Annotated in this window: 19 protein-coding genes; 8 read left to right on the top strand and 11 right to left on the bottom strand. The window is 70.4% G+C overall.

What is annotated here, in order from left to right; translation table 11 throughout:
- Nucleotides 1–164: 164 nt before the first annotated feature.
- Together ACKTSN_RS35935 and serB are read left to right on the top strand one after the other, a co-directional pair.
- A complete protein-coding gene (locus ACKTSN_RS35935) occupies nt 165–1,874 on the top strand; it encodes a streptophobe family protein (RefSeq protein ID WP_409472930.1) in 1,710 nt (569 codons plus the stop codon).
- Nucleotides 1,875–2,031: 157 nt separating this feature from the next.
- The gene (gene serB / locus ACKTSN_RS35930) at nt 2,032–3,240 is read left to right on the top strand and encodes a phosphoserine phosphatase SerB (protein WP_409472929.1); all 1,209 of its coding nucleotides are present in this window, start codon (nt 2,032–2,034) and stop codon (nt 3,238–3,240) included.
- Between the two features lie 70 nt (nt 3,241–3,310).
- Here the strand turns inward: serB and ACKTSN_RS35925 are convergent, their stop codons facing one another.
- From ACKTSN_RS35925 to ACKTSN_RS35910, 4 genes are all read right to left on the bottom strand, one after another.
- The gene (locus ACKTSN_RS35925; RefSeq protein ID WP_409472928.1) at nt 3,311–3,829 is read right to left on the bottom strand and encodes a SixA phosphatase family protein; all 519 of its coding nucleotides are present in this window, start codon (nt 3,827–3,829) and stop codon (nt 3,311–3,313) included.
- Nucleotides 3,830–3,894: 65 nt separating this feature from the next.
- The gene (locus tag ACKTSN_RS35920) at nt 3,895–4,101 is read right to left on the bottom strand and encodes a hypothetical protein (protein WP_409472927.1); all 207 of its coding nucleotides are present in this window, start codon (nt 4,099–4,101) and stop codon (nt 3,895–3,897) included.
- 181 nt (nt 4,102–4,282) lie between these two features.
- Nucleotides 4,283–4,399, bottom strand: coding sequence for an SGM_5486 family transporter-associated protein (locus ACKTSN_RS35915; RefSeq protein ID WP_129797136.1), 117 nt, complete (start codon nt 4,397–4,399; stop codon nt 4,283–4,285).
- 43 nt (nt 4,400–4,442) lie between these two features.
- A complete protein-coding gene (locus tag ACKTSN_RS35910) occupies nt 4,443–5,744 on the bottom strand; it encodes a CynX/NimT family MFS transporter (protein ID WP_409472926.1) in 1,302 nt (433 codons plus the stop codon).
- Nucleotides 5,745–5,825: 81 nt separating this feature from the next.
- On the opposite strand from ACKTSN_RS35910, the gene ACKTSN_RS35905 reads away from it, so the two are divergent.
- Nucleotides 5,826–6,521, top strand: coding sequence for a FadR/GntR family transcriptional regulator (locus ACKTSN_RS35905; RefSeq protein WP_409472925.1), 696 nt, complete (start codon nt 5,826–5,828; stop codon nt 6,519–6,521).
- Here the strand turns inward: ACKTSN_RS35905 and ACKTSN_RS35900 are convergent.
- The 3 genes from ACKTSN_RS35900 to fabG form a co-directional block, all read right to left on the bottom strand.
- A complete protein-coding gene (locus tag ACKTSN_RS35900; protein WP_409472924.1) occupies nt 6,496–6,846 on the bottom strand; it encodes a hypothetical protein in 351 nt (116 codons plus the stop codon). The genes ACKTSN_RS35905 and ACKTSN_RS35900 overlap by 26 nt on opposite strands.
- Before the next feature lie 156 nt (nt 6,847–7,002).
- A complete protein-coding gene (fabI, locus tag ACKTSN_RS35895; protein ID WP_409472923.1) occupies nt 7,003–7,770 on the bottom strand; it encodes an enoyl-ACP reductase FabI in 768 nt (255 codons plus the stop codon).
- Nucleotides 7,771–7,775: 5 nt separating this feature from the next.
- Nucleotides 7,776–8,495 (bottom strand): 3-oxoacyl-[acyl-carrier-protein] reductase, encoded by a 720-nt coding sequence (gene fabG / locus ACKTSN_RS35890; RefSeq protein WP_409472922.1) that lies wholly within the window; start codon nt 8,493–8,495, stop codon nt 7,776–7,778.
- A gap of 244 nt (nt 8,496–8,739) precedes the next feature.
- Here fabG and ACKTSN_RS35885 point away from each other — a divergent pair, with 244 nt between their 5' ends.
- From ACKTSN_RS35885 to tyrS, 3 genes are read left to right on the top strand one after another with little or no spacing between them, the layout of a single operon-like run.
- Entirely contained in the window at nt 8,740–10,263 is a 1,524-nt protein-coding gene (locus tag ACKTSN_RS35885) for a TldD/PmbA family protein (RefSeq protein WP_409472921.1), read from the top strand.
- Nucleotides 10,260–11,657 (top strand): metallopeptidase TldD-related protein, encoded by a 1,398-nt coding sequence (locus tag ACKTSN_RS35880; RefSeq protein WP_409472920.1) that lies wholly within the window; start codon nt 10,260–10,262, stop codon nt 11,655–11,657. The genes ACKTSN_RS35885 and ACKTSN_RS35880 overlap by 4 nt, the downstream gene beginning before the upstream one ends.
- Nucleotides 11,658–11,714: 57 nt before the next feature.
- Entirely contained in the window at nt 11,715–12,983 is a 1,269-nt protein-coding gene (tyrS, locus tag ACKTSN_RS35875) for a tyrosine--tRNA ligase (RefSeq protein WP_409472919.1), read from the top strand.
- Between the two features lie 24 nt (nt 12,984–13,007).
- On the opposite strand, the gene ACKTSN_RS35870 is transcribed toward tyrS, so the two are convergent.
- Nucleotides 13,008–13,283 carry a GlsB/YeaQ/YmgE family stress response membrane protein gene (locus ACKTSN_RS35870; RefSeq protein WP_409472918.1) on the bottom strand — a complete coding sequence of 92 codons (276 nt, stop codon included), beginning with the start codon at nt 13,281–13,283 and terminating at the stop codon, nt 13,008–13,010.
- Between the two features lie 244 nt (nt 13,284–13,527).
- Here ACKTSN_RS35870 and ACKTSN_RS35865 point away from each other — a divergent pair, with 244 nt between their 5' ends.
- Nucleotides 13,528–13,935, top strand: coding sequence for a DUF3099 domain-containing protein (locus ACKTSN_RS35865; RefSeq protein ID WP_409472917.1), 408 nt, complete (start codon nt 13,528–13,530; stop codon nt 13,933–13,935).
- 181 nt (nt 13,936–14,116) lie between these two features.
- The gene (locus ACKTSN_RS35860; protein ID WP_224736330.1) at nt 14,117–14,335 is read left to right on the top strand and encodes a hypothetical protein; all 219 of its coding nucleotides are present in this window, start codon (nt 14,117–14,119) and stop codon (nt 14,333–14,335) included.
- An 11-nt stretch (nt 14,336–14,346) separates the two neighbouring features.
- Here ACKTSN_RS35860 and moaA read toward each other — a convergent pair whose 3' ends face one another.
- The 3 genes from moaA to ACKTSN_RS35845 all read right to left on the bottom strand — a co-directional run bounded on the left by moaA (nt 14,347) and on the right by ACKTSN_RS35845 (nt 17,484).
- Nucleotides 14,347–15,336, bottom strand: coding sequence for a GTP 3',8-cyclase MoaA (gene moaA / locus ACKTSN_RS35855; RefSeq protein ID WP_409472916.1), 990 nt, complete (start codon nt 15,334–15,336; stop codon nt 14,347–14,349).
- A 169-nt stretch (nt 15,337–15,505) separates the two neighbouring features.
- Nucleotides 15,506–17,131, bottom strand: coding sequence for a solute symporter family protein (locus ACKTSN_RS35850; protein ID WP_409472915.1), 1,626 nt, complete (start codon nt 17,129–17,131; stop codon nt 15,506–15,508).
- Nucleotides 17,128–17,484 (bottom strand): DUF485 domain-containing protein, encoded by a 357-nt coding sequence (locus ACKTSN_RS35845; protein ID WP_409472914.1) that lies wholly within the window; start codon nt 17,482–17,484, stop codon nt 17,128–17,130. The genes ACKTSN_RS35850 and ACKTSN_RS35845 overlap by 4 nt, the downstream gene beginning before the upstream one ends.
- Nucleotides 17,485–17,719 lie beyond the last annotated feature (235 nt).

The raw sequence follows: 17,719 nt of genomic DNA, 5'->3' as shown, positions 1-17,719 counted from the left end.
TTTCAGGAGCGGCCCCCTGACCGAAAGCCGGGCCTTGTGAAGACCGCGTACGGGCGCAACGACTCGTCCCGTTGACGGGGTTGAAACCGGCCCGGAGAGTGGTAATCCCACGCGAGGGGGACATGCGCGGTGGCGACACCGTGCCGCGGATCGGGGGGTCTGCCATGAGCGTCGAGAACGCCGAGAGCGCGGAGTACGGCAGGAGGCTGCCGTGGGTCGACATCCTGCTGTCCGCGATCGCCTCCGTGAGCTGGGCGTTGATCGGGATGGCGGGCACGGCGGCACTCGGGCTGCATCTGCTGGAGGCGGACTCGGCCGGTTCGCTGGGGCCGATGACCGCGGCGGTCGTGGCGCTCGGGGCGGGGGGTTCGGTCACGCCGTCGGGCGATGTGTCCGCGTTCGGACTGGAAGGCGCCGAGGCCACGACGGCCCTCGAGATCACGCCGCTGGGTGTGAGCCTGGTCGGCGCGCTCCTTTTGTCCTGGTTCTTCTTACGGTCCCTGCGTACGGCGGGAGTTGTGGTCGCACCGGCCGAACTCCTCGCGCGCGCGGGCGCGGTGGTCGCTCTGTTCGTGGCGACGCTGGGCGGGCTGGCCTGGGCGGGGCACGACGTCATCACGATCGACGGCGGCTCCCTGGGCCTGGACGAGCTGCCCGGCGGCTCGGGCTCCGGCGGCATCGAGATCCCCGGGCTCGGGGACGTCGGGGACATCGGCGGGCTGCTGCCCGACCGGGTCGGCGACCTCATCGACGCGGAGGCGGCGGTCGGGTTCACCGTGGACACCGCGCCCACGCTGCTGGGCGGCCTGGGCTGGTCGGCCGGGGTCCTGCTGATCGCCCTGCTGGCCTCGCGCCGCACTCCTCTGCCGCGCGGCTGGGAGGCCGTGCACCGGGTCGTACGGCCGGCCGTGTCGGCGCTGGTCACGGCGGTGCTGGTGGCCGTGGCGGCAGGGCTCGCGGCGGCGGCCTACGCGGCGATCGGCGACGACCATCCGAAGCGGATCGCGGGGGCCGCGCTGCTCGGCGCGCCGAACGGCGTCTGGCTGGGGATTCCCCTCGGGCTGTTCGTGCCGTGGGACGGAGAGGCCTCGGGGGCGCTGACCCGCTTTCTGCCGGATCCGCTGGACGACCTGCTCGTCGACTCCGACCAGCCGGTCACGCTGGGGCGGCTGGCCGAGCTGGACGGGCGGGTGTGGCTGCTCGGTGTGGCGGCGGCGTTGATGATGCTGCTGGCGGGCGTGTTGCAGGGGGTGCGGACGCCGGTACGTGATCAGGGCGCCCTCGGCTTCGCCGGGCGGTGTGCGCTGCGGCTGGGGGTCGTGACCGCGCTGGCGCTGCCGCTGCTCGGCCTGCTGACGGAGGTGTCCCTGGACGCCTCGCTGTCCGTGCTGGGGTTCGATGCGTTCGGGGCGGGGGTCGAACTGCAGGGGCACCTCGGGATGGCGCTGCTGCTCGGCGCACTGTGGGGCGCGGGTGCGGGTGCCGTCGGCGCGCTGCTGGCGTACGCGACCGGGGCCGCGGGGCGGCAGGCGGCGCCGTTGGCACGCGGTGACGGGGCGCGGGGGGCGCCCGTTCATGCGGGGTCGTCGGGGCCGTATGCGCCCAGTACGCCGTACCGGCTGCCGAACCCTGACACCAATCCCTATCTGCGGGTGCCGGAGGAGCTGCGGGAGCGCGAGGACGTACGGCCCTCCCAAGGGGCTCCGCGGGGCGACGACGTGTACGGCGCTCCCACCGTCGCCCGGCCCTTCGATCCGCCTCCACGGCGTCCGGGGCCGCCGTCGTCCGGGTCGCCCGGGAAGCGACCGCCGGAGGGGCCACCGCATCCGCCGCCCGGCCCTCCGCCACCGGGGCGACCCAAGGGCCCGCGGTGAGCCGCAGGCCGGCGGAGACCGGGGCGGGTGGCTCGGTCGTGGCCGACTCGTCGGGCGCGCGCCACCGGAGCGACATCCAGGGTTATCCACTGTTCCGTGTCCGCCAAGCGGACCTCAGGGGCGACAGGCACGGGGTGCCGGTTACGGTGGGAACACCATGAGCGCTTCGCAGACCTCTGACGTCCCGACTCTCCTTGTCAAGATCTTCGGCAAGGACAGGCCGGGCATCACGGCCGGACTCTTCGACACCCTCGCCGCCTACTCCGTCGACGTGGTCGACATCGAGCAGGTCGTCACGCGCGGCCGGATCGTGCTGTGCGCGCTCGTGACCGAGCCGCCCCGCGGACTCGAGGGCGATCTGCGGGCCACCGTCCACAGCTGGGCGGATTCCATGAAGTTGCAGGCGGAGATCATCTCCGGCCTCGGCGACAACCGGCCGCGCGGCCTGGGCCGGTCGCTGGTGACGGTGCTGGGGCATCCGCTCACCGCGGAGGCGACGGCCGCGATCGCCGGCCGGATCACCAGGACCGGCGGCAACATCGACCGTATCTTCCGGCTCGCCAAGTACCCCGTGACAGCAGTCGAGTTCGCGGTGTCCGGCGTGGAGACCGAGCCGCTGCGCACCGCCCTGGTCACGGACGCGGCGGCGCTCGGCGTGGACGTGGCGGTCGTCGCGGCGGGCCTGCACCGGCGCGCTCAGCGCCTGGTCGTGATGGACGTGGACTCCACGCTCATCCAGGACGAGGTGATCGAGCTCTTCGCCGCGCACGCCGGCTGCGAGGCCGAGGTCGCCGAGGTGACGGCGGCCGCGATGCGCGGGGAGCTGGACTTCGAGCAGTCGCTGCACGCGCGCGTGGCGCTGCTCAAGGGGCTGGACGCGTCGGTGGTGGACAAGGTGCGCAGCGAGGTGCGGCTGACGCCGGGCGCGCGCACGCTGATCCGGACGCTGAAGCGGCTCGGGTACCAAGTGGGCGTTGTCTCGGGCGGGTTCACCCAGGTCACCGATGACCTCAAGGAGCGGCTGGGGCTCGACTTCGCGCAGGCCAACACGCTGGAGATCGTCGACGGCAGGCTGACCGGCCGGGTCACCGGCGAGATCGTGGACCGGGCGGGCAAGGCGCGGCTGCTGCGCCGGTTCGCCGCGGAGGCAGGCGTACCGCTGGCGCAGACCGTGGCGATCGGCGACGGTGCCAACGACCTGGACATGCTGAACGCTGCGGGGCTCGGGGTCGCCTTCAATGCCAAGCCGGTGGTGCGCGAGGCGGCGCACACGGCGGTGAACGTGCCGTTCCTGGACACGGTCCTGTATCTGCTGGGCGTGACCCGCGAAGAGGTGGAGGCGGCGGACATGCACGACGAGGACTGAGCCGACCTCGGCTGCCGTAGGGAAGGGCCCCGGCACTGCGAGCGTGCCGGGGCCCTTCACCTGGACGGGATCACTCGGACGGCGCCCAGTAGTCGAGCAGGGTGGCCGCGCCCGGTTCCAGGGTCTTCCAGGAGCCGGTGAAGGTCAGCACGGCGAAGGCGGCGGCGGGGAAGCCGCGGCGGCTCATCCGCTCCCGGGCGTCCTCGTCGGCGGAGCCCGCCAGGACCTCGGCGAGGCCCTGCACGCCGGGGTTGTGGCCGATCAGGAGAACGCTCTGCGCGTCGTCGGGGGTTTCGTTGAGCACGGCGATCAGCTCGCCGGGCGAGGCCTCGTAGATCCGCTCCTCGTAGACGGTTTTCGGCCGCTGCGAGAACTCGTGGACGGCGAGCTTCCAGGTTTCGCGGGTCCGGATCGCGGTGGAGCAGAGGGCCAGGTCGAAGGGGATACCGGAGTCGGCCAGCTTGCGTCCGGCGACGGCGGCGTCCTTGCGGCCCCGCTCGGCGAGCGGTCGCTCGTGGTCGTTCACCTGTGGCCAGTCGGCTTTCGCATGCCGGAAGAGGACAATCCTGCGGGGTTCTGCGACGCTCATGAGATCCAGCTTCGCATGAAACAGGCCATGGGGCGCAGGGAGTTGACGGGCGGCTTCGCCTGTGCTCAGCGGGTCATCAGCTGGTGTGCACGCTCGACGAGGTGGGTGATGGCGGGCTCGCCGGTCGCCGCGTGGGCGTCGGAGGGGTTCAGCATCAGGCCCAGCAGCGCGACGAAGGCGACTATGGGCAGGGCGAGGGCCCACCAGGGCAGCCGGAAGTCGACGCGGCCCGTGGTCGCCGGGTGGGGCCGGGTGTGCGTGCGGGCCGACATGATGCCTCCGTGGGTCCGTCCTCGATGGGTCGTGGTCCGCGTCGCGCGGCCACAGTTCGAAGCTACGGAAACAAGAGCCGCCAACCCATCCGGTGATCCACCCACTTGACCCTGACCCTCACCCCCTAAGGGATGGTGGGGCCAGCCCCACCATCCCTTAGGGGGTGAGGGCCGAGGGGTGTCACGGGGCGGCGATCGACGCCACGATGGCGATGATCACGAAGATGGCGAAGAACGAGCCGAAGACGAGCAGCATCTTCTTCTGGCCGTTCTGGGGGTTCGGATCGAGCACTGGCATGCGGCAAGTCTCCCACCCCGCGCCCGTGCCTCCTCCGCCGGGGTCAGCGGGCCGCCTCCGCCTCCACCGTACGGTTGCGGCCCGCGAGGACCCCCACCGCCATCTGGGGGATCATCAGGCCGGCCATGAGGGCGATGGGCAGCCCCCAGCCGCCGCTGTGCTGGTAGAGCACGCCCACCAGGAGCGGCCCCGGGATGGAGATCAGATAGCCGGTGCTCTGCGCGAAGCCCGACAGCTGGGCGACGCCCGCGCCCGTCCTGGCGCGCATTCCGACCATGGTGAGGGCCAGCGGGAAGGCGCAGTTGGACACGCCGAGCAGCAGGGCCCAGGCCCAGGCGCCGCCGGCCGGCGCGAAGTACAGGCCGGCGTAACCGGCGAGTCCGCAGGCGCCCAGCGCGAGCACGATCGGCCCCTGCTGGGGCAGTCGCGTGGCGAGCCGGGGGATGACGAAGGCCAGCGGCACGCCCATCACCATGGTGACGGCGAGGAGCAGCCCGGCCGTGCCCGCGGCGACGCCCGCGTCGCGGAAGATCTGGGCCATCCAGCCCATGGTGATGTAGGCGGCGGTGGCCTGGAGCCCGAAGAAGACGGCGAGGGCCCAGGCGGTACGGCTCCGGGTGATCCGCAGCGCGGGAGCGTCCTCGCGCGCGTGCTCCTGCCGGTCGGCCGCCTCTCCGGCGGACGTCGCCCTCCGGTCCCGTACGAGGGCAATCCACGGGAGTACGGCCGCCGCGGCCGGAACGGCCCAGAGTGCGAGCCCGGACTGCCAACTGCCGCCCAGCACCTCGGTCATGGGCACGGTCACCGCGGCCGCGGCCGAGGTGCCGAGGGCGAGCGCCATCGAGTACAGGCCGGTCATCGAGCCGACCCGGTCCGGGAACCAGCGCTTGACGATGACCGGCATCAGCACGTTGCTGACCGCGATGCCCATGAGAGCGAGGGCGCTGGCGGCCAGGAAACCGGCCGTGCCGCCCGTGTACGGCCGGACGATCAGGCCCGCGGTGATGGCCGCCATGCCGGCGCAGACCACGGCGCCGGGGCCGAAGCGGCGGGCCAGCCGCGGTGCCATGACGCCGAAGACGGCGAAGCAGAGCGGCGGTACCGAGGTGAGCAGGCCGGCCACGCTGCCGCTCATGCCGAGCCCGTCGCGTACCTCTTCGAGGAGCGCGCCGAGGCTGGTGATGGCGGGGCGGAGGTTCAGCGCGGAGAGGACGATGCCGAGGACGACCAGGCGCATGGTCCACGCGCGCGCGGGGGACCTCTCCCCCACTGTCGCCGGCGGGCTGGTTGCCGGACCGCTTACGTCCGGGTGCGTCCTGGTCCGGGTTTCCTCGCTCGCTGCCATAGGCCCATCATAGAATCATGGGATGATTGGCTGTCCATCCCTCTGCGGTCCGCTGCCGCCCGTTCCGTGCGAAGGTGTGCCATGCCCCTGAGCCACCCCCGCCGTTCGGCACTGTCCGAGCAGGTCATCGCCGAGCTGCGCAACCAGATCGCCTCGGGCGAGTGGCCGGTCGGCTCCCGCATCCCGACGGAGCCCGAACTGGTCGAGCAGCTCGGCGTCGCCCGCAACACGGTCCGCGAGGCCGTCCGGGCGCTGGCGCACAACGGCCTGCTGGACATCCGCCAGGGCTCCGGCACATACGTCGTGGCGACCAGCGAGCTGGCGGGCGTGATGCACCGCCGTTTCGCGGGCGCAGATCCGCGGCACATCGCCGAGCTGCGTTCCACGCTGGAGTCGGCCGCCGCGAAGTTCGCCGCCGAGCGGCGCACCGAGAAGGACCTCAAGCAGCTCGACGCGCTGCTGCGGCGGCGCGAGGAGGCCTGGGAGTCGGGTGACACGGAGGCGTTCGTGGCAGCGGACGCCACCTTCCACCTGGCGGTGGTGGCCGCCTCCCACAACGACGTCATGACCGCGATGTACGCGGACCTGGGCGAGGTGCTGCGGGACTGGCTGCGCGAGGACGTCGGCGAGAAGCTGACGCCGGAGACGTACATGGACCACACACGGCTCCTGGACGCCATCCGCGCGGGCGACGCCGAGACGGCGGCGACCGAGGCCGCGGGCTACCCGTTCCAGTGCCGTCCGGGCCGGCTCAGCTCCCCCGGTTCTGGTGACTGACCCACACCGAGGCGACTTCCTTCCAGCAGCGGCCGGTGAGCCGCACGGTCATCGCGGGCCCGGCGTCGACAGGGGCGCTGTCGGTGTCGATGTCCCACCAACGGTCGCATTCGATGTGCAGTTGGACGCGATCGGTGTCCACGTAGGGATTGTGGCAGTGGGCCACCACACGGGAGCCCTGGATGCTCGTCCGGCACTCGGCGCCGAAGGGCGCAGCCGTCGGTTCGTCGGCCGGCACGCGCGCGTGGGGCATCGCGTCGTACGGAAGAAGCAGGAGGACAGCTACGGCGACGGTCACTGAGGCCAGGCTGCGGTACAGGCGCACAAGGGGACCTCCTCGGCCGTGCTGGGGAGGGACGCGTGGTGAACGCGAACTCCAGCGTGCCCGGTTGTGGCCCGCCCCCGCCCGGCCGGATAGGCCGAACGGGGGACACGCGAAGGGCCCGCACCCGGCGGGATGCGAGCCCTTGATCAGCGGTGATCAGGCGCCGATGGCATGCAGGCCGCCGTCCACGTGGATGATCTCGCCGGTGGTCTTCGGGAACCAGTCGCTCAGCAGGGCGACGATGCCGCGGCCGGCCGGCTCCGGGTCCTGCAGGTCCCACTCCAGCGGGGAACGGGTGTCCCACACGGAGGCCAGGTCGCTGAAGCCCGGGATGGACTTGGCGGCCATCGAGCCGAGCGGACCCGCCGAGATGAGGTTGCAGCGGATGTTCTGCTTGCCCAGGTCGCGGGCGATGTAACGGCTGGTGGCCTCCAGGGCAGCCTTGGCCGGGCCCATCCAGTCGTACTGCGGCCAGGCGAACTGCGCGTCGAAGGTGAGGCCGACGACCGAGCCGCCGTTCTGCATCAACGGCAGGCAGGCCATGGTGAGCGACTTCAGGGAGTACGCCGAGACGTGCATGGCCGTGGCGACGGACTCGAACGGCGTGTTGAGGAAGTTGCCGCCGAGCGCGTCCTGCGGGGCGAAGCCGATGGAGTGCACGACGCCGTCGAGGCCGCCGAGCTCCTCGCCTACGATGTCCGCCAGCCGGCCCAGGTGCTCGTCGTTCGTCACGTCGAGCTCGATGACCTTGGTGGGCTTCGGGAGCTTCTTGGCGATGCGCTCGGTCAGCGTGGGCCGCGGGAACGCGGTCAGGATGATCTCGGCACCCTGCTCCTGGGCCAGCTTGGCGGCGTGGAAGGCGATGGAGGACTCCGTCAGCACACCGGTGATCAGGACGCGCTTGCCCTCGAGAATTCCGCTCATGGTGATCAGTGACCCATTCCCAGTCCGCCGTCAACAGGGATGACGGCTCCAGTGATGTACGAGGCGTCGTCCGAGGCGAGGAACCGCACCGTCGCGGCGATCTCCTCCGGCTGCGCGTACCGGCCGAGGGGGACCTGCGACACGATGTTCGCGCGCTGCTCGTCGGTGAGCACCTTGGTCATGTCGGTGTCGACGAAGCCGGGCGCGACGACGTTGAAGGTGATGTTGCGCGAGCCCAGCTCACGGGCGAGGGAACGCGCGAAGCCGACCAGGGCGGCCTTGGAGGCGGCGTAGTTCGCCTGGCCGGGGCCGCCGTACAGACCGACGACCGAGGAGATCAGGACCACGCGGCCCCTCTTGGCGCGCAGCATGCCCCGGTTGGCACGCTTGACGACGCGGAAGGTGCCGGTGAGGTTGGTGTCGATGACCGAGGTGAAGTCCTCCTCGGACATGCGCATCAGGAGCTGGTCCTTGGTGATGCCGGCGTTGGCGATCAGCACCTCGACGGGGCCGTGCTCGGCCTCGATCTCCTTGTAGGCCTGCTCCACCTGCTCAGGGTCGGTGATGTCGCACTTGACGGCAAGGCAGCCCAATTCGGTGAGGGCGGCCGGCGGCTCCCCCGAACGGTACGTGATCGCAACCTTGTCGCCGGCGTCGGCGAAAGCGCGGGCGATGGCGAGGCCGATGCCCCGGTTGCCTCCGGTGACGAGAACCGAGCGGCTCAACGGATCACCCTTTCGATAGCGGTCTGATGCCCCCGCCCGAACACCTGGATGACAGGCGGCTTCACCAAAAACCTATCGTTCGGGCAGCGGTCCGTGACATTCGGGCGCCGACAGTGGCGCAGGGGACTCGCTGTTGGATCCCTACAGAAAGCTGCGTACGCCGGACGCAAACGTGTGGCCCGCGCCCCCGCCGACGCGACATGATCGGAGCAACCACCGGTCACACCAACAGGAAGAGACCCAGGTGCCACATACCATCGACGAAGCCTTCACGGCGCTTCCGCTACGCGCCCTGGCCGACGCCGCGCTGGCACGCGCGCGTGCGCTGGGTGCGGAGCACGCCGACTTCCGGCTGGAACGGGTGCGCAGTGCGTCCTGGCGGCTCAGGGACGGCAAGCCGTCCGGGTCGTCGGACACCACCGATCTGGGGTACGCGGTGCGGGTCGTGCACGGCGGGACGTGGGGGTTCGCGTCCGGTGTGGACCTGACCATGGACGCCGCCGCCAAGGTGGCGAGTCAGGCGGTGGCGATGGCCAAGCTGTCCGCCCAGGTGATCAAGGCGGCCGGGTCGGACGAGCGGGTGGAGCTCGCCGACGAGCCCGTGCATGCCGAGAAGACGTGGATCTCTTCGTACGAGATCGATCCGTTCACCGTGCCCGACGAGGAGAAGTCCGGGCTGCTGACCGAGTGGAGCATGCGGCTGCTCGCCGCCGACGGCGTGGACCACGTCGACGCCTCGCTGCTCACCGTGCACGAGAACAAGTTCTACGCCGACACGGCCGGCACCGTGACCACGCAGCAGCGCGTGCGGCTGCACCCGCAGCTGACCGCCGTGTCGGTCGACGAGTCGAGCGGCGAGTTCGACTCCATGCGCACCATCGCGCCGCCCGTCGGGCGCGGCTGGGAGTACCTCAGGGGCACCGGCTGGGGCTGGGACGCCGAGCTCGAGCAGCTTCCCGAGCTGCTCGCCGAGAAGATGCGGGCGCCGAGCGTCGAGCCGGGCCTGTACGACCTGGTCGTCGACCCGTCCAACCTGTGGCTGACCATCCACGAGTCCATCGGGCACGCCACGGAACTGGACCGGGCGCTCGGCTACGAGGCCGCCTACGCCGGCACCTCCTTCGCCACCTTCGACAAGCTCGGCAAGCTGCGCTACGGCTCGGAGCTGATGAACGTCACCGGTGACCGCACCGCCGAGCACGGCCTTGCGACCGTCGGGTACGACGACGAGGGTGTCGAGGCTCAGTCCTGGGACCTGGTGCGGGACGGGACGCTGGTCGGCTACCAACTGGACCGGCGCATCGCGCGGCTGACCGGGTTCGAGCGGTCCAACGGGTGCGCCTTCGCCGACGCCCCCTCCCACGTCCCGGTACAGCGCATGGCCAACGTGTCGTTGCAGCCGGATCCCGCCGGGATGTCGACGGAGGATCTCATCGGCGGGGTCGAGCGCGGCATCTACGTCGTCGGGGACCGGTCCTGGTCCATCGACATGCAGCGCTACAACTTCCAGTTCACCGGGCAGCGCTTCTTCCGGATCGAGAACGGGCGGCTCGCCGGACAGCTGCGGGATGTGGCGTACCAGGCCACGACCACCGACTTCTGGGGCTCCATGGCGGCCGTCGGCGGTCCCCAGACGTATGTCCTGGGCGGCGCCTTCAACTGCGGCAAGGCCCAGCCCGGCCAGGTCGCCGCCGTGTCGCACGGCTGCCCGTCCGCCCTCTTCAGGGGCGTCAGCATTCTGAACACGACGCAGGAGGCCGGTCGATGAACGCCCCCACGAACAAGCCGCACGAGATCGTCGAGCGGGCCCTGGAGCTGTCCCGGGCCGACGGCTGTGTCGTGATCGCCGACGAGCAGTCGACCGCCAATCTGCGCTGGGCGGGCAACGCGCTGACCACCAACGGCGTCACGCGCGGGCGCGCGCTCACCGTGATCGCGACCGTCGACGGCAAGGAGGGCAAGGCGTCCGGGGTGGTGTCGCGGTCCGCGGTGACCGTGGACGAGCTGGAGCCGCTGGTGCGGGCCGCGGAGGCCGCCGCGCGGGGCGCCGGGCCGGCCGAGGACGCGCAGCCGCTGGTCACGGGTGTGCCTCAGTCACCGGACTTCACGGATGCGCCCGCCGAGACCTCGTCCGCCGTCTTCGCCGACTTCGCGCCGGCGCTGGGTGAGTCGTTCGCACGCGCGCGTGCCGGCGGACGCGAGCTGTACGGCTTCGCCAACCACGAGCTGACCTCCACCTACCTCGGTACGTCGGCGGGGCTGCGGCTGCGCCACGACCAGCCCAACGGGACGCTGGAGCTGAACGCCAAGTCGCCGGACCGTACGCGCTCGGCGTGGGCGGGCCGGTCGACCCGGGACTTCAAGGACGTCGACCCGGCCGCGCTCGACGCCGAACTGGCCGTACGCCTCGGCTGGGCCGAGCGGCGTATCGAGCTGCCCGCCGGGCGGTACGAGACGCTGTTGCCGCCGACCGCGGTCGCGGACCTGCTGATCTACCAGATGTGGTCGGCGTCGGGCCGGGACGCGGCCGAGGGCCGGACGGTGTTCTCCAAGCCCGGCGGCGGCACGCGCGTCGGCGAGAAGCTGAGCGAGCTGCCGCTGACCCTGCGCAGCGACCCGAACGAGCCCGGCCTGGAGGCGCTGCCCTTCGTGCTCGCGCACTCCTCCAGCAGCGACTCGTCGGCGTTCGACAACGGGCTGCCGCTGACCCCCACGGAGTGGATGGGCCAGGGCGAGCTGAAGCATCTGATCACCAGCAGGCACACCGCCGGGACGACCGGGCTGCCGCTGGCGCCGGGGATCGACAACCTGATCCTGGAGAACGGGGGCGAGGGCCGCTCCCTGGAGGAGATGGTCGCGAGCACCGAGCGCGGACTGCTGCTGACCTGCCTCTGGTACATCCGCGAGGTCGACCCGGCGACGCTGCTGCTGACCGGCCTGACCCGGGACGGGGTGTACCTCGTGGAGAACGGCGAGGTCGCCGGCGAGGTGAACAACTTCAGGTTCAACGAGTCACCGGTCGGCCTGCTCGGCCGGGCCACGGAGGCGGGGCGGACCGAGAAGACGCTGCCGCGGGAGTGGAGCGACTGGTTCACCCGGGCTGCCATGCCTGCGCTGCGGGTGCCCGATTTCAATATGAGCTCTGTCAGTCGAGGCGTATAACCTCGTATGCGGCGGTCACCCGACTGCCCGAAGATCATCCAAGGAGACACGAGAACCGTGACGGACATCGTCGACGAGCTCAAGTGGCGGGGGCTGTTCGCCCTCTCCACCGACGAGGAAGCACTGCGCAAGGCGCTCGCGGACGGTCCCGTCACGTTCTATTGCGGCTTCGACCCGACCGCGCCGTCGCTGCATGTGGGGCATCTGGTGCAGGTGCTCACCATGCGGCGGCTCCAGCAGGCCGGTCTGCGGCCGCTGGCGCTGGTGGGCGGCGCCACGGGCCTCATCGGCGACCCGCGCCCCACGGCGGAGCGCACGCTGAACGATCCGGAGACGGTCGCCGGCTGGGTCGAGAAGCTGCGTGGCCAGATCCAGCCGTTCCTGTCCTTCGAGGGCGAGAACGCGGCCGTCATGGTCAACAACCTCGACTGGACGCAGAACCTGTCCGCGATCGAGTTCCTGCGCGACATCGGCAAGCACTTCCGCGTCAACAAGATGCTGACCAAGGACTCCGTCGCCCGTCGCCTGGAGTCCTCCGAGGGCATCAGCTACACCGAGTTCAGCTACCAGATCCTGCAGGGAATGGACTTCCTCCAGCTGTACCGGAGGTACGGCTGCACGCTCCAGCAGGGCGGCAGCGACCAGTGGGGCAACCTCACGGCCGGCCTCGACCTGATCCACCGGCTGGAGCCGCACGCCAACGTGCACGCCCTGGCGACGCCGCTGATGACGAAGGCGGACGGCACCAAGTTCGGCAAGACCGAGGGCGGCGCCGTCTGGCTCGACCCGGAGCTGACGACGCCGTACGCGTTCTACCAGTTCTGGCTGAACGTGGACGACCGGGACATCTCCACGTACATGCGGATCCTGTCGTTCAGGTCCCCTGCGGAGCTGGAGGAGCTGGAGAAGCAGACGGAGGAGCGTCCGCAGGCCCGGGCCGCGCAGCGCGCGCTCGCCGAGGAGCTGACGACGTTGGTGCACGGTGCCGACCAGACGGCCGCCGTGATCGCCGCGTCCAAGGCACTCTTCGGCCAGGGCGAACTGACCGGGCTGGACGCCAAGACGCTGGCCGCGGCCCTGTCCGAGGTGCCGCACATCCAGGTCGCCGAGCTGACTCCCGCCGTGGACCTGTTCGCCGGGGTGGGCCTGGCGCCCAGCAAGTCCGCGGCGCGCCGCACGGTCAAGGAGGGCGGCGCCTACGTGAACAACGTGAAGGTCGACTCCGAGGACGCGATCCCCGCCAAGGAGGACCTGTTGCACGGCCGCTGGCTGGTGCTGCGCCGGGGCAAGAAGAACCTGGCGGCGGTCGAGGTCACGGGCGCCTGAGCGGCCCCCTGCGCCGTAGGTCTGTCAGGCCCGCCGTTTGCCGCCCCTCAGCTGCATGTACGCCATGTCGCCGAGGAAGACGATGATGACTGCGGCGACGAGCTGGAAGATATGGCGGCTCCAGTCGATGCCGGGCGTCTCGCCGACACCGAAACCCCGGGCGATGGCGTTGCCGGCGATGGCGCCGAGCATGCCAAGGATGGTGGTCAGCCAGAGAGGGATGTGCTGTTTACCGGGAATGACCGCCTTGGCGATCAGACCCAGCACGAATCCCACGATGATCGCCCACAACCAGCCCATGACTGCCTCCTCGTACGGCTCGACGTGAGCATTACACCCAGTTTCGGCCGGTCCGCCGTACGGCGCATGTCGGGGGGACCGTACGCGCTCCTGCGGATGCCGTTCGCGCAGGCAGGGCGGGTACCCGGTCTCGTAGGCGGCGCAGGCGCGGCGTAACGTGGAGGCTGTCCGGCCCCGGTTCCCGACCGGTGCGGAGCTGGGACGGGCCAGGGAGAGGTCCGATGCGGACGGATGGTGGAATGTGATGCGGAAGCATGGTGACGGCGGTAACGCCCAGGTGTTCCGGATCACCGGAGCCCGGCAGGGCCTCCAGGAGGACGTCCGCGGCCGGCAGCGCCGGTACGTCATCTCGATGTCGGTCCGTACGGTCTCGGTGATCCTGGCCGCCACGCTCTGGAACGTGGAACGGCACGTCGCGATCGTGGCGTTGGTGCTCGGCGCGGTGCTGCCCTATATCGCGGTGGTGATCGCCAACGCCGGGCGGGAGAACGCGCCGTCACTGCCGTCGACGTTCGTGGCCGTGCAGCCCCGGCCGATGCTCGCGCCGCCGCGTGACGAGGACGACGGGTTCACGGAACCCGTCACGGAACCCGCCCCTGAATCCGTCCCTGAAGACGTCGTGGGCGATCCGGCGCGCGGACGGCCCGAATAGGGTCTGCGCCAAGCTCAGTAAAGCTCAGATCAATCATGTTGTTCCAGTGCACGGCAAGCGGTTACCCGTGACATACTTCGTACGCGCTCCGCATCCCCCGTCGGAGCGACGGACCGACGCCGGGCAGCTCCCCCCGTGGCTGCTCGGCGTCGCCTTTTCTGCGCAGTGGTGAGACGAACCTGTGAGTGACGAGACCCCGATCTGTTCCGCCAAGGGCTGCCGTGCGGCTGCCGTATGGGTGTTGGCCTGGAACAACCCGAAGATTCATACGCCGGAGCGGCGGAAGACGTGGCTCGCGTGCGAGGAGCATCGGGAGCATCTTTCGCAGTTTCTCGGGGTTCGGGGTTTTTTGAAGGACGTCGTCAAGTTCGAGGACTGGGAAGCGCCCCCGGGCGCGTAAGGCCCAAGGCCTCAGCCGCCGATGGCCGACATCGGCCGGTCCGGCTGGACGAAGGTCGGGTCGTCCAGGCCCGCGCCCGCCTTCTTGCCCCACATCGCCAGGCGCCAGATGCGGGCGATCTCCTCGTCGGGGGCGCCGGAGCGCAGGGCGGCGCGCAGGTCCGTCTCCTCGCGGGCGAACAGGCAGGTGCGTACCTGGCCGTCGGCCGTCAGGCGGGTGCGGTCGCAGGCCGCGCAGAACGGGCGGGTGACGGAGGCGATGACGCCGACGCGGTGCGGGCCGCCGTTCACCAGCCAGCGTTCGGCCGGGGCCGAGCCGCGCTTCTCGGAGCCCTCCTCGGTCAGCTCGAAGCGGGTCCGCAGCGAGGCCAGGATGTCGCCCGCGGTGATCATGCCGTCGCGCTTCCAGCCGTGCTGGGCGTCCAGCGGCATCTGCTCGATGAAGCGCAGCTCGTAGTCGTGCTCCACCGCCCAGGCGAGCAGGTCCGGGGCTTCGTCCTCGTTCAGCCCCGGCATCAGGACCGAGTTCACCTTCACCGGGGTCAGGCCCGCCTCACGGGCGGCGCGCAGGCCCTCGATGACGTCCCTGTGGCGGTCCCGTCGGGTGAGGGTCTTGAAGACCTCGGGGCGGAGGGTGTCGAGGGAGACGTTCACCCGGTCCAGGCCCGCCGCCTTCAGGGCGGCCGCGGTGCGCCTGAGGCCGATGCCGTTGGTGGTGAGGGACATCTGGGGGCGAGGGTCCAGGGCCGCGACGCGCTCGACGATGCCGACCAGGCCGGGGCGCAGCAGCGGCTCCCCGCCGGTGAAGCGGACCTCCTCGATGCCCAGGGAGGTGACCGCGATGTCGATCAGGCGGACGATCTCGTCGTCCGTGAGCAGGTCGGGCTTGGCCAGCCACTGCAGGCCCTCCTCGGGCATGCAGTACGTGCAGCGCAGGTTGCACCGGTCGGTCAGCGAGACCCTCAGGTCGGTGGCCACCCGGCCGTAGGTGTCGATGAGCACGTGGCCCCTCCCTCGCAGCGGATCACACACAGCGGAGCACATTGTCCGACACCTGTGAGCCTACGCGACGGCAGTGACAACCACAGCGGCCTGATCACACAGGTACGGCGCGGCCGCGTCGTAGGGACCTCCACAGAGGCCTACGACGCGGCCGCGTACCGGGGTGGGATCAGTGGGCGCCGGTGCCGGTCAGGGACCGTACCTCCAGCTCGGCGTACTTGCCGGTGTCGGGCTCCTCCTTGGACAGGACCGTTCCGAGCCAGCCCATCAGGAAGCCGAACGGGATGGAGATGATGCCCGGGTTCTTCAGCGGGAACCAGGCGAAGTCGACGTCGGGGAACATCGCCTTGGGGTCGCCGGAGACGACGGGCGAGAACAGCACCAGGCCGACGGCCACGATCAGGCCGCCGTAGATCGACCACAGGGCACCCTGGGTGGTGAACCGCTTCCAGAACAGGCTGTAGAGGATGGTCGGCAGGTTGGCGGACGCGGCGACCGCGAAGGCCAGGGCGACCAGGCCGGCCACGTTGAGGTCACGGGCGAGGGCGCCGAGGGCGATGGAGACGATGCCGATGAAGACGGTCGCCCAGCGGGCCGCCTTCATCTCCTCCTTCTCGGTGGCCTTCCCCTTGCGGATGACGTTGGCGTAGATGTCGTGCGCGAAGGAGGACGACGAGGCCAGGGTGAGGCCGGCGACCACGGCGAGGATCGTCGCGAAGGCCACCGCCGAGATCGTGGCCAGCAGGATCGCGCCCCAGGCCGAGTCGACGCCGCCCAGGTGCAGGGCGAGCAGCGGGGCGGCCGTGTTGCCGGACGGGTTGGAGGCGATGATCTCGTCCTGGGAGATCAGCGCGGCGGCGCCGAAGCCGAGCGCGATGGTCATCAGGTAGAAGCCGCCGATGATGCCGATCGCCCAGTTCACGGACTTACGGGCGGCCTTGGCGTTGGGCACCGTGTAGAAGCGGATCAGGATGTGCGGCAGACCGGCGGTGCCGAGCACCAGGGCGATGCCCAGGGAGATGAAGTCCAGCTTGGTGGTGCCGGTCGCGCCGTACTGGAGGCCGGGCTCCAGGAAGGCGGCGCCCTTGCCGCTGTTCTCGGCGGCGGTGCCGAGCAGGTCGGAGATGTTGAAGTTGAACTTCAGCAGCACCAGGAACGTAATGAGGATCGTGCCGCCGATCAGCAGCACGGCCTTCACCATCTGCACCCAGGTGGTGCCCTTCATACCGCCGATGGAGACATACACGATCATCAGGACGCCGACGAGGGCGACGATGAGGATCTTGCCGAAGTCCGAGGTGATGCCGAGGAGCAGCGAGACGAGGACGCCCGCGCCCGCCATCTGGGCCAGCAGATAGAAGATCGACACGACGATCGTGGACGTACCGGCCGCCGTGCGGACCGGGCGCTGGCGCATGCGGTACGCGAGCACGTCGCCCATGGTGTAGCGGCCGGAGTTCCTGAGCGGCTCGGCCACCAGGAGCAGGGCGACCAGCCAGGCGACCAGGAAGCCGATGGAGTACAGGAAGCCGTCGTATCCGAAGAGGGCGATCGCGCCCGCGATACCGAGGAACGAGGCGGCCGACATGTAGTCGCCGGAGACCGCGAGGCCGTTCTGGAAGGCGCTGAACTGGCGCCCGCCCGCGTAGAAGTCGGCCGCGTCCTTGGTCTGGCGGCCCGCCCAGACGGTGATGCCGAGCGTCGCCAGGACGAACAGCGCGAACAGGGTGATGATCAGCGGCCGGTGCTCGCTGGCCTCGTTCGCGGCGAGGAAAGTCTGCTGTACGGGGCTCATGCGCCGCCCTCCATCCGGGACTTGATGGCCTCGGCCTTGGGGTCGAGCTTCGCGGCGGCGTGCCGCGAGTACCACCAGGCGATGAGGAACGTGGTGACGAACTGTGCGACGCCGAAGACGAAGGCGATGTTGATGTTGCCGAACAGCTTGGTGCCCATGAAGTCGCCCGCGTAGTTCGACAGCAGGACGTACAGCAGGTACCAGGCGATGAAGGCGACGGTCAGGGGGAAGGCGAAGGAGCGGTAGGAGCGGCGCAGTTCACCGAACTCCGCACTCTCCTGCACCTCGACGAACTCCTCGGTCGAGGGGAGTCGGTGTTCTGACTTCGAGGGGGGCGGTGCGTCGGTTGCCACGGAGTCTCCTCGCCTTGCGGATGCGATGATGAGGGTAGTGATGTGGATCACGTGAACCGGGCGGCGATGTTAGTGCCCTTCGGGCGTGATCCAAAAGGGGGCTCGATCGTGCTCGCGCTCCCTGTTCAACTCACGGCGGCACGCGCGGTCCGGTTCAACCTGTCCGACTTCTTTCGAAAATCGGTACGTCAGGAACACGAAGTCATCGTCGGAAGCCATTGCTGGCCAGCGAGTT

It is taken from the genome of Streptomyces flavusporus, from assembly GCF_046267975.1.
Lineage (GTDB): Bacteria > Actinomycetota > Actinomycetes > Streptomycetales > Streptomycetaceae > Streptomyces > Streptomyces flavusporus.
The sequence above is the reverse complement of the archived record's forward strand: the minus strand, read 5'-3'. Positions and strand labels throughout refer to the sequence as shown.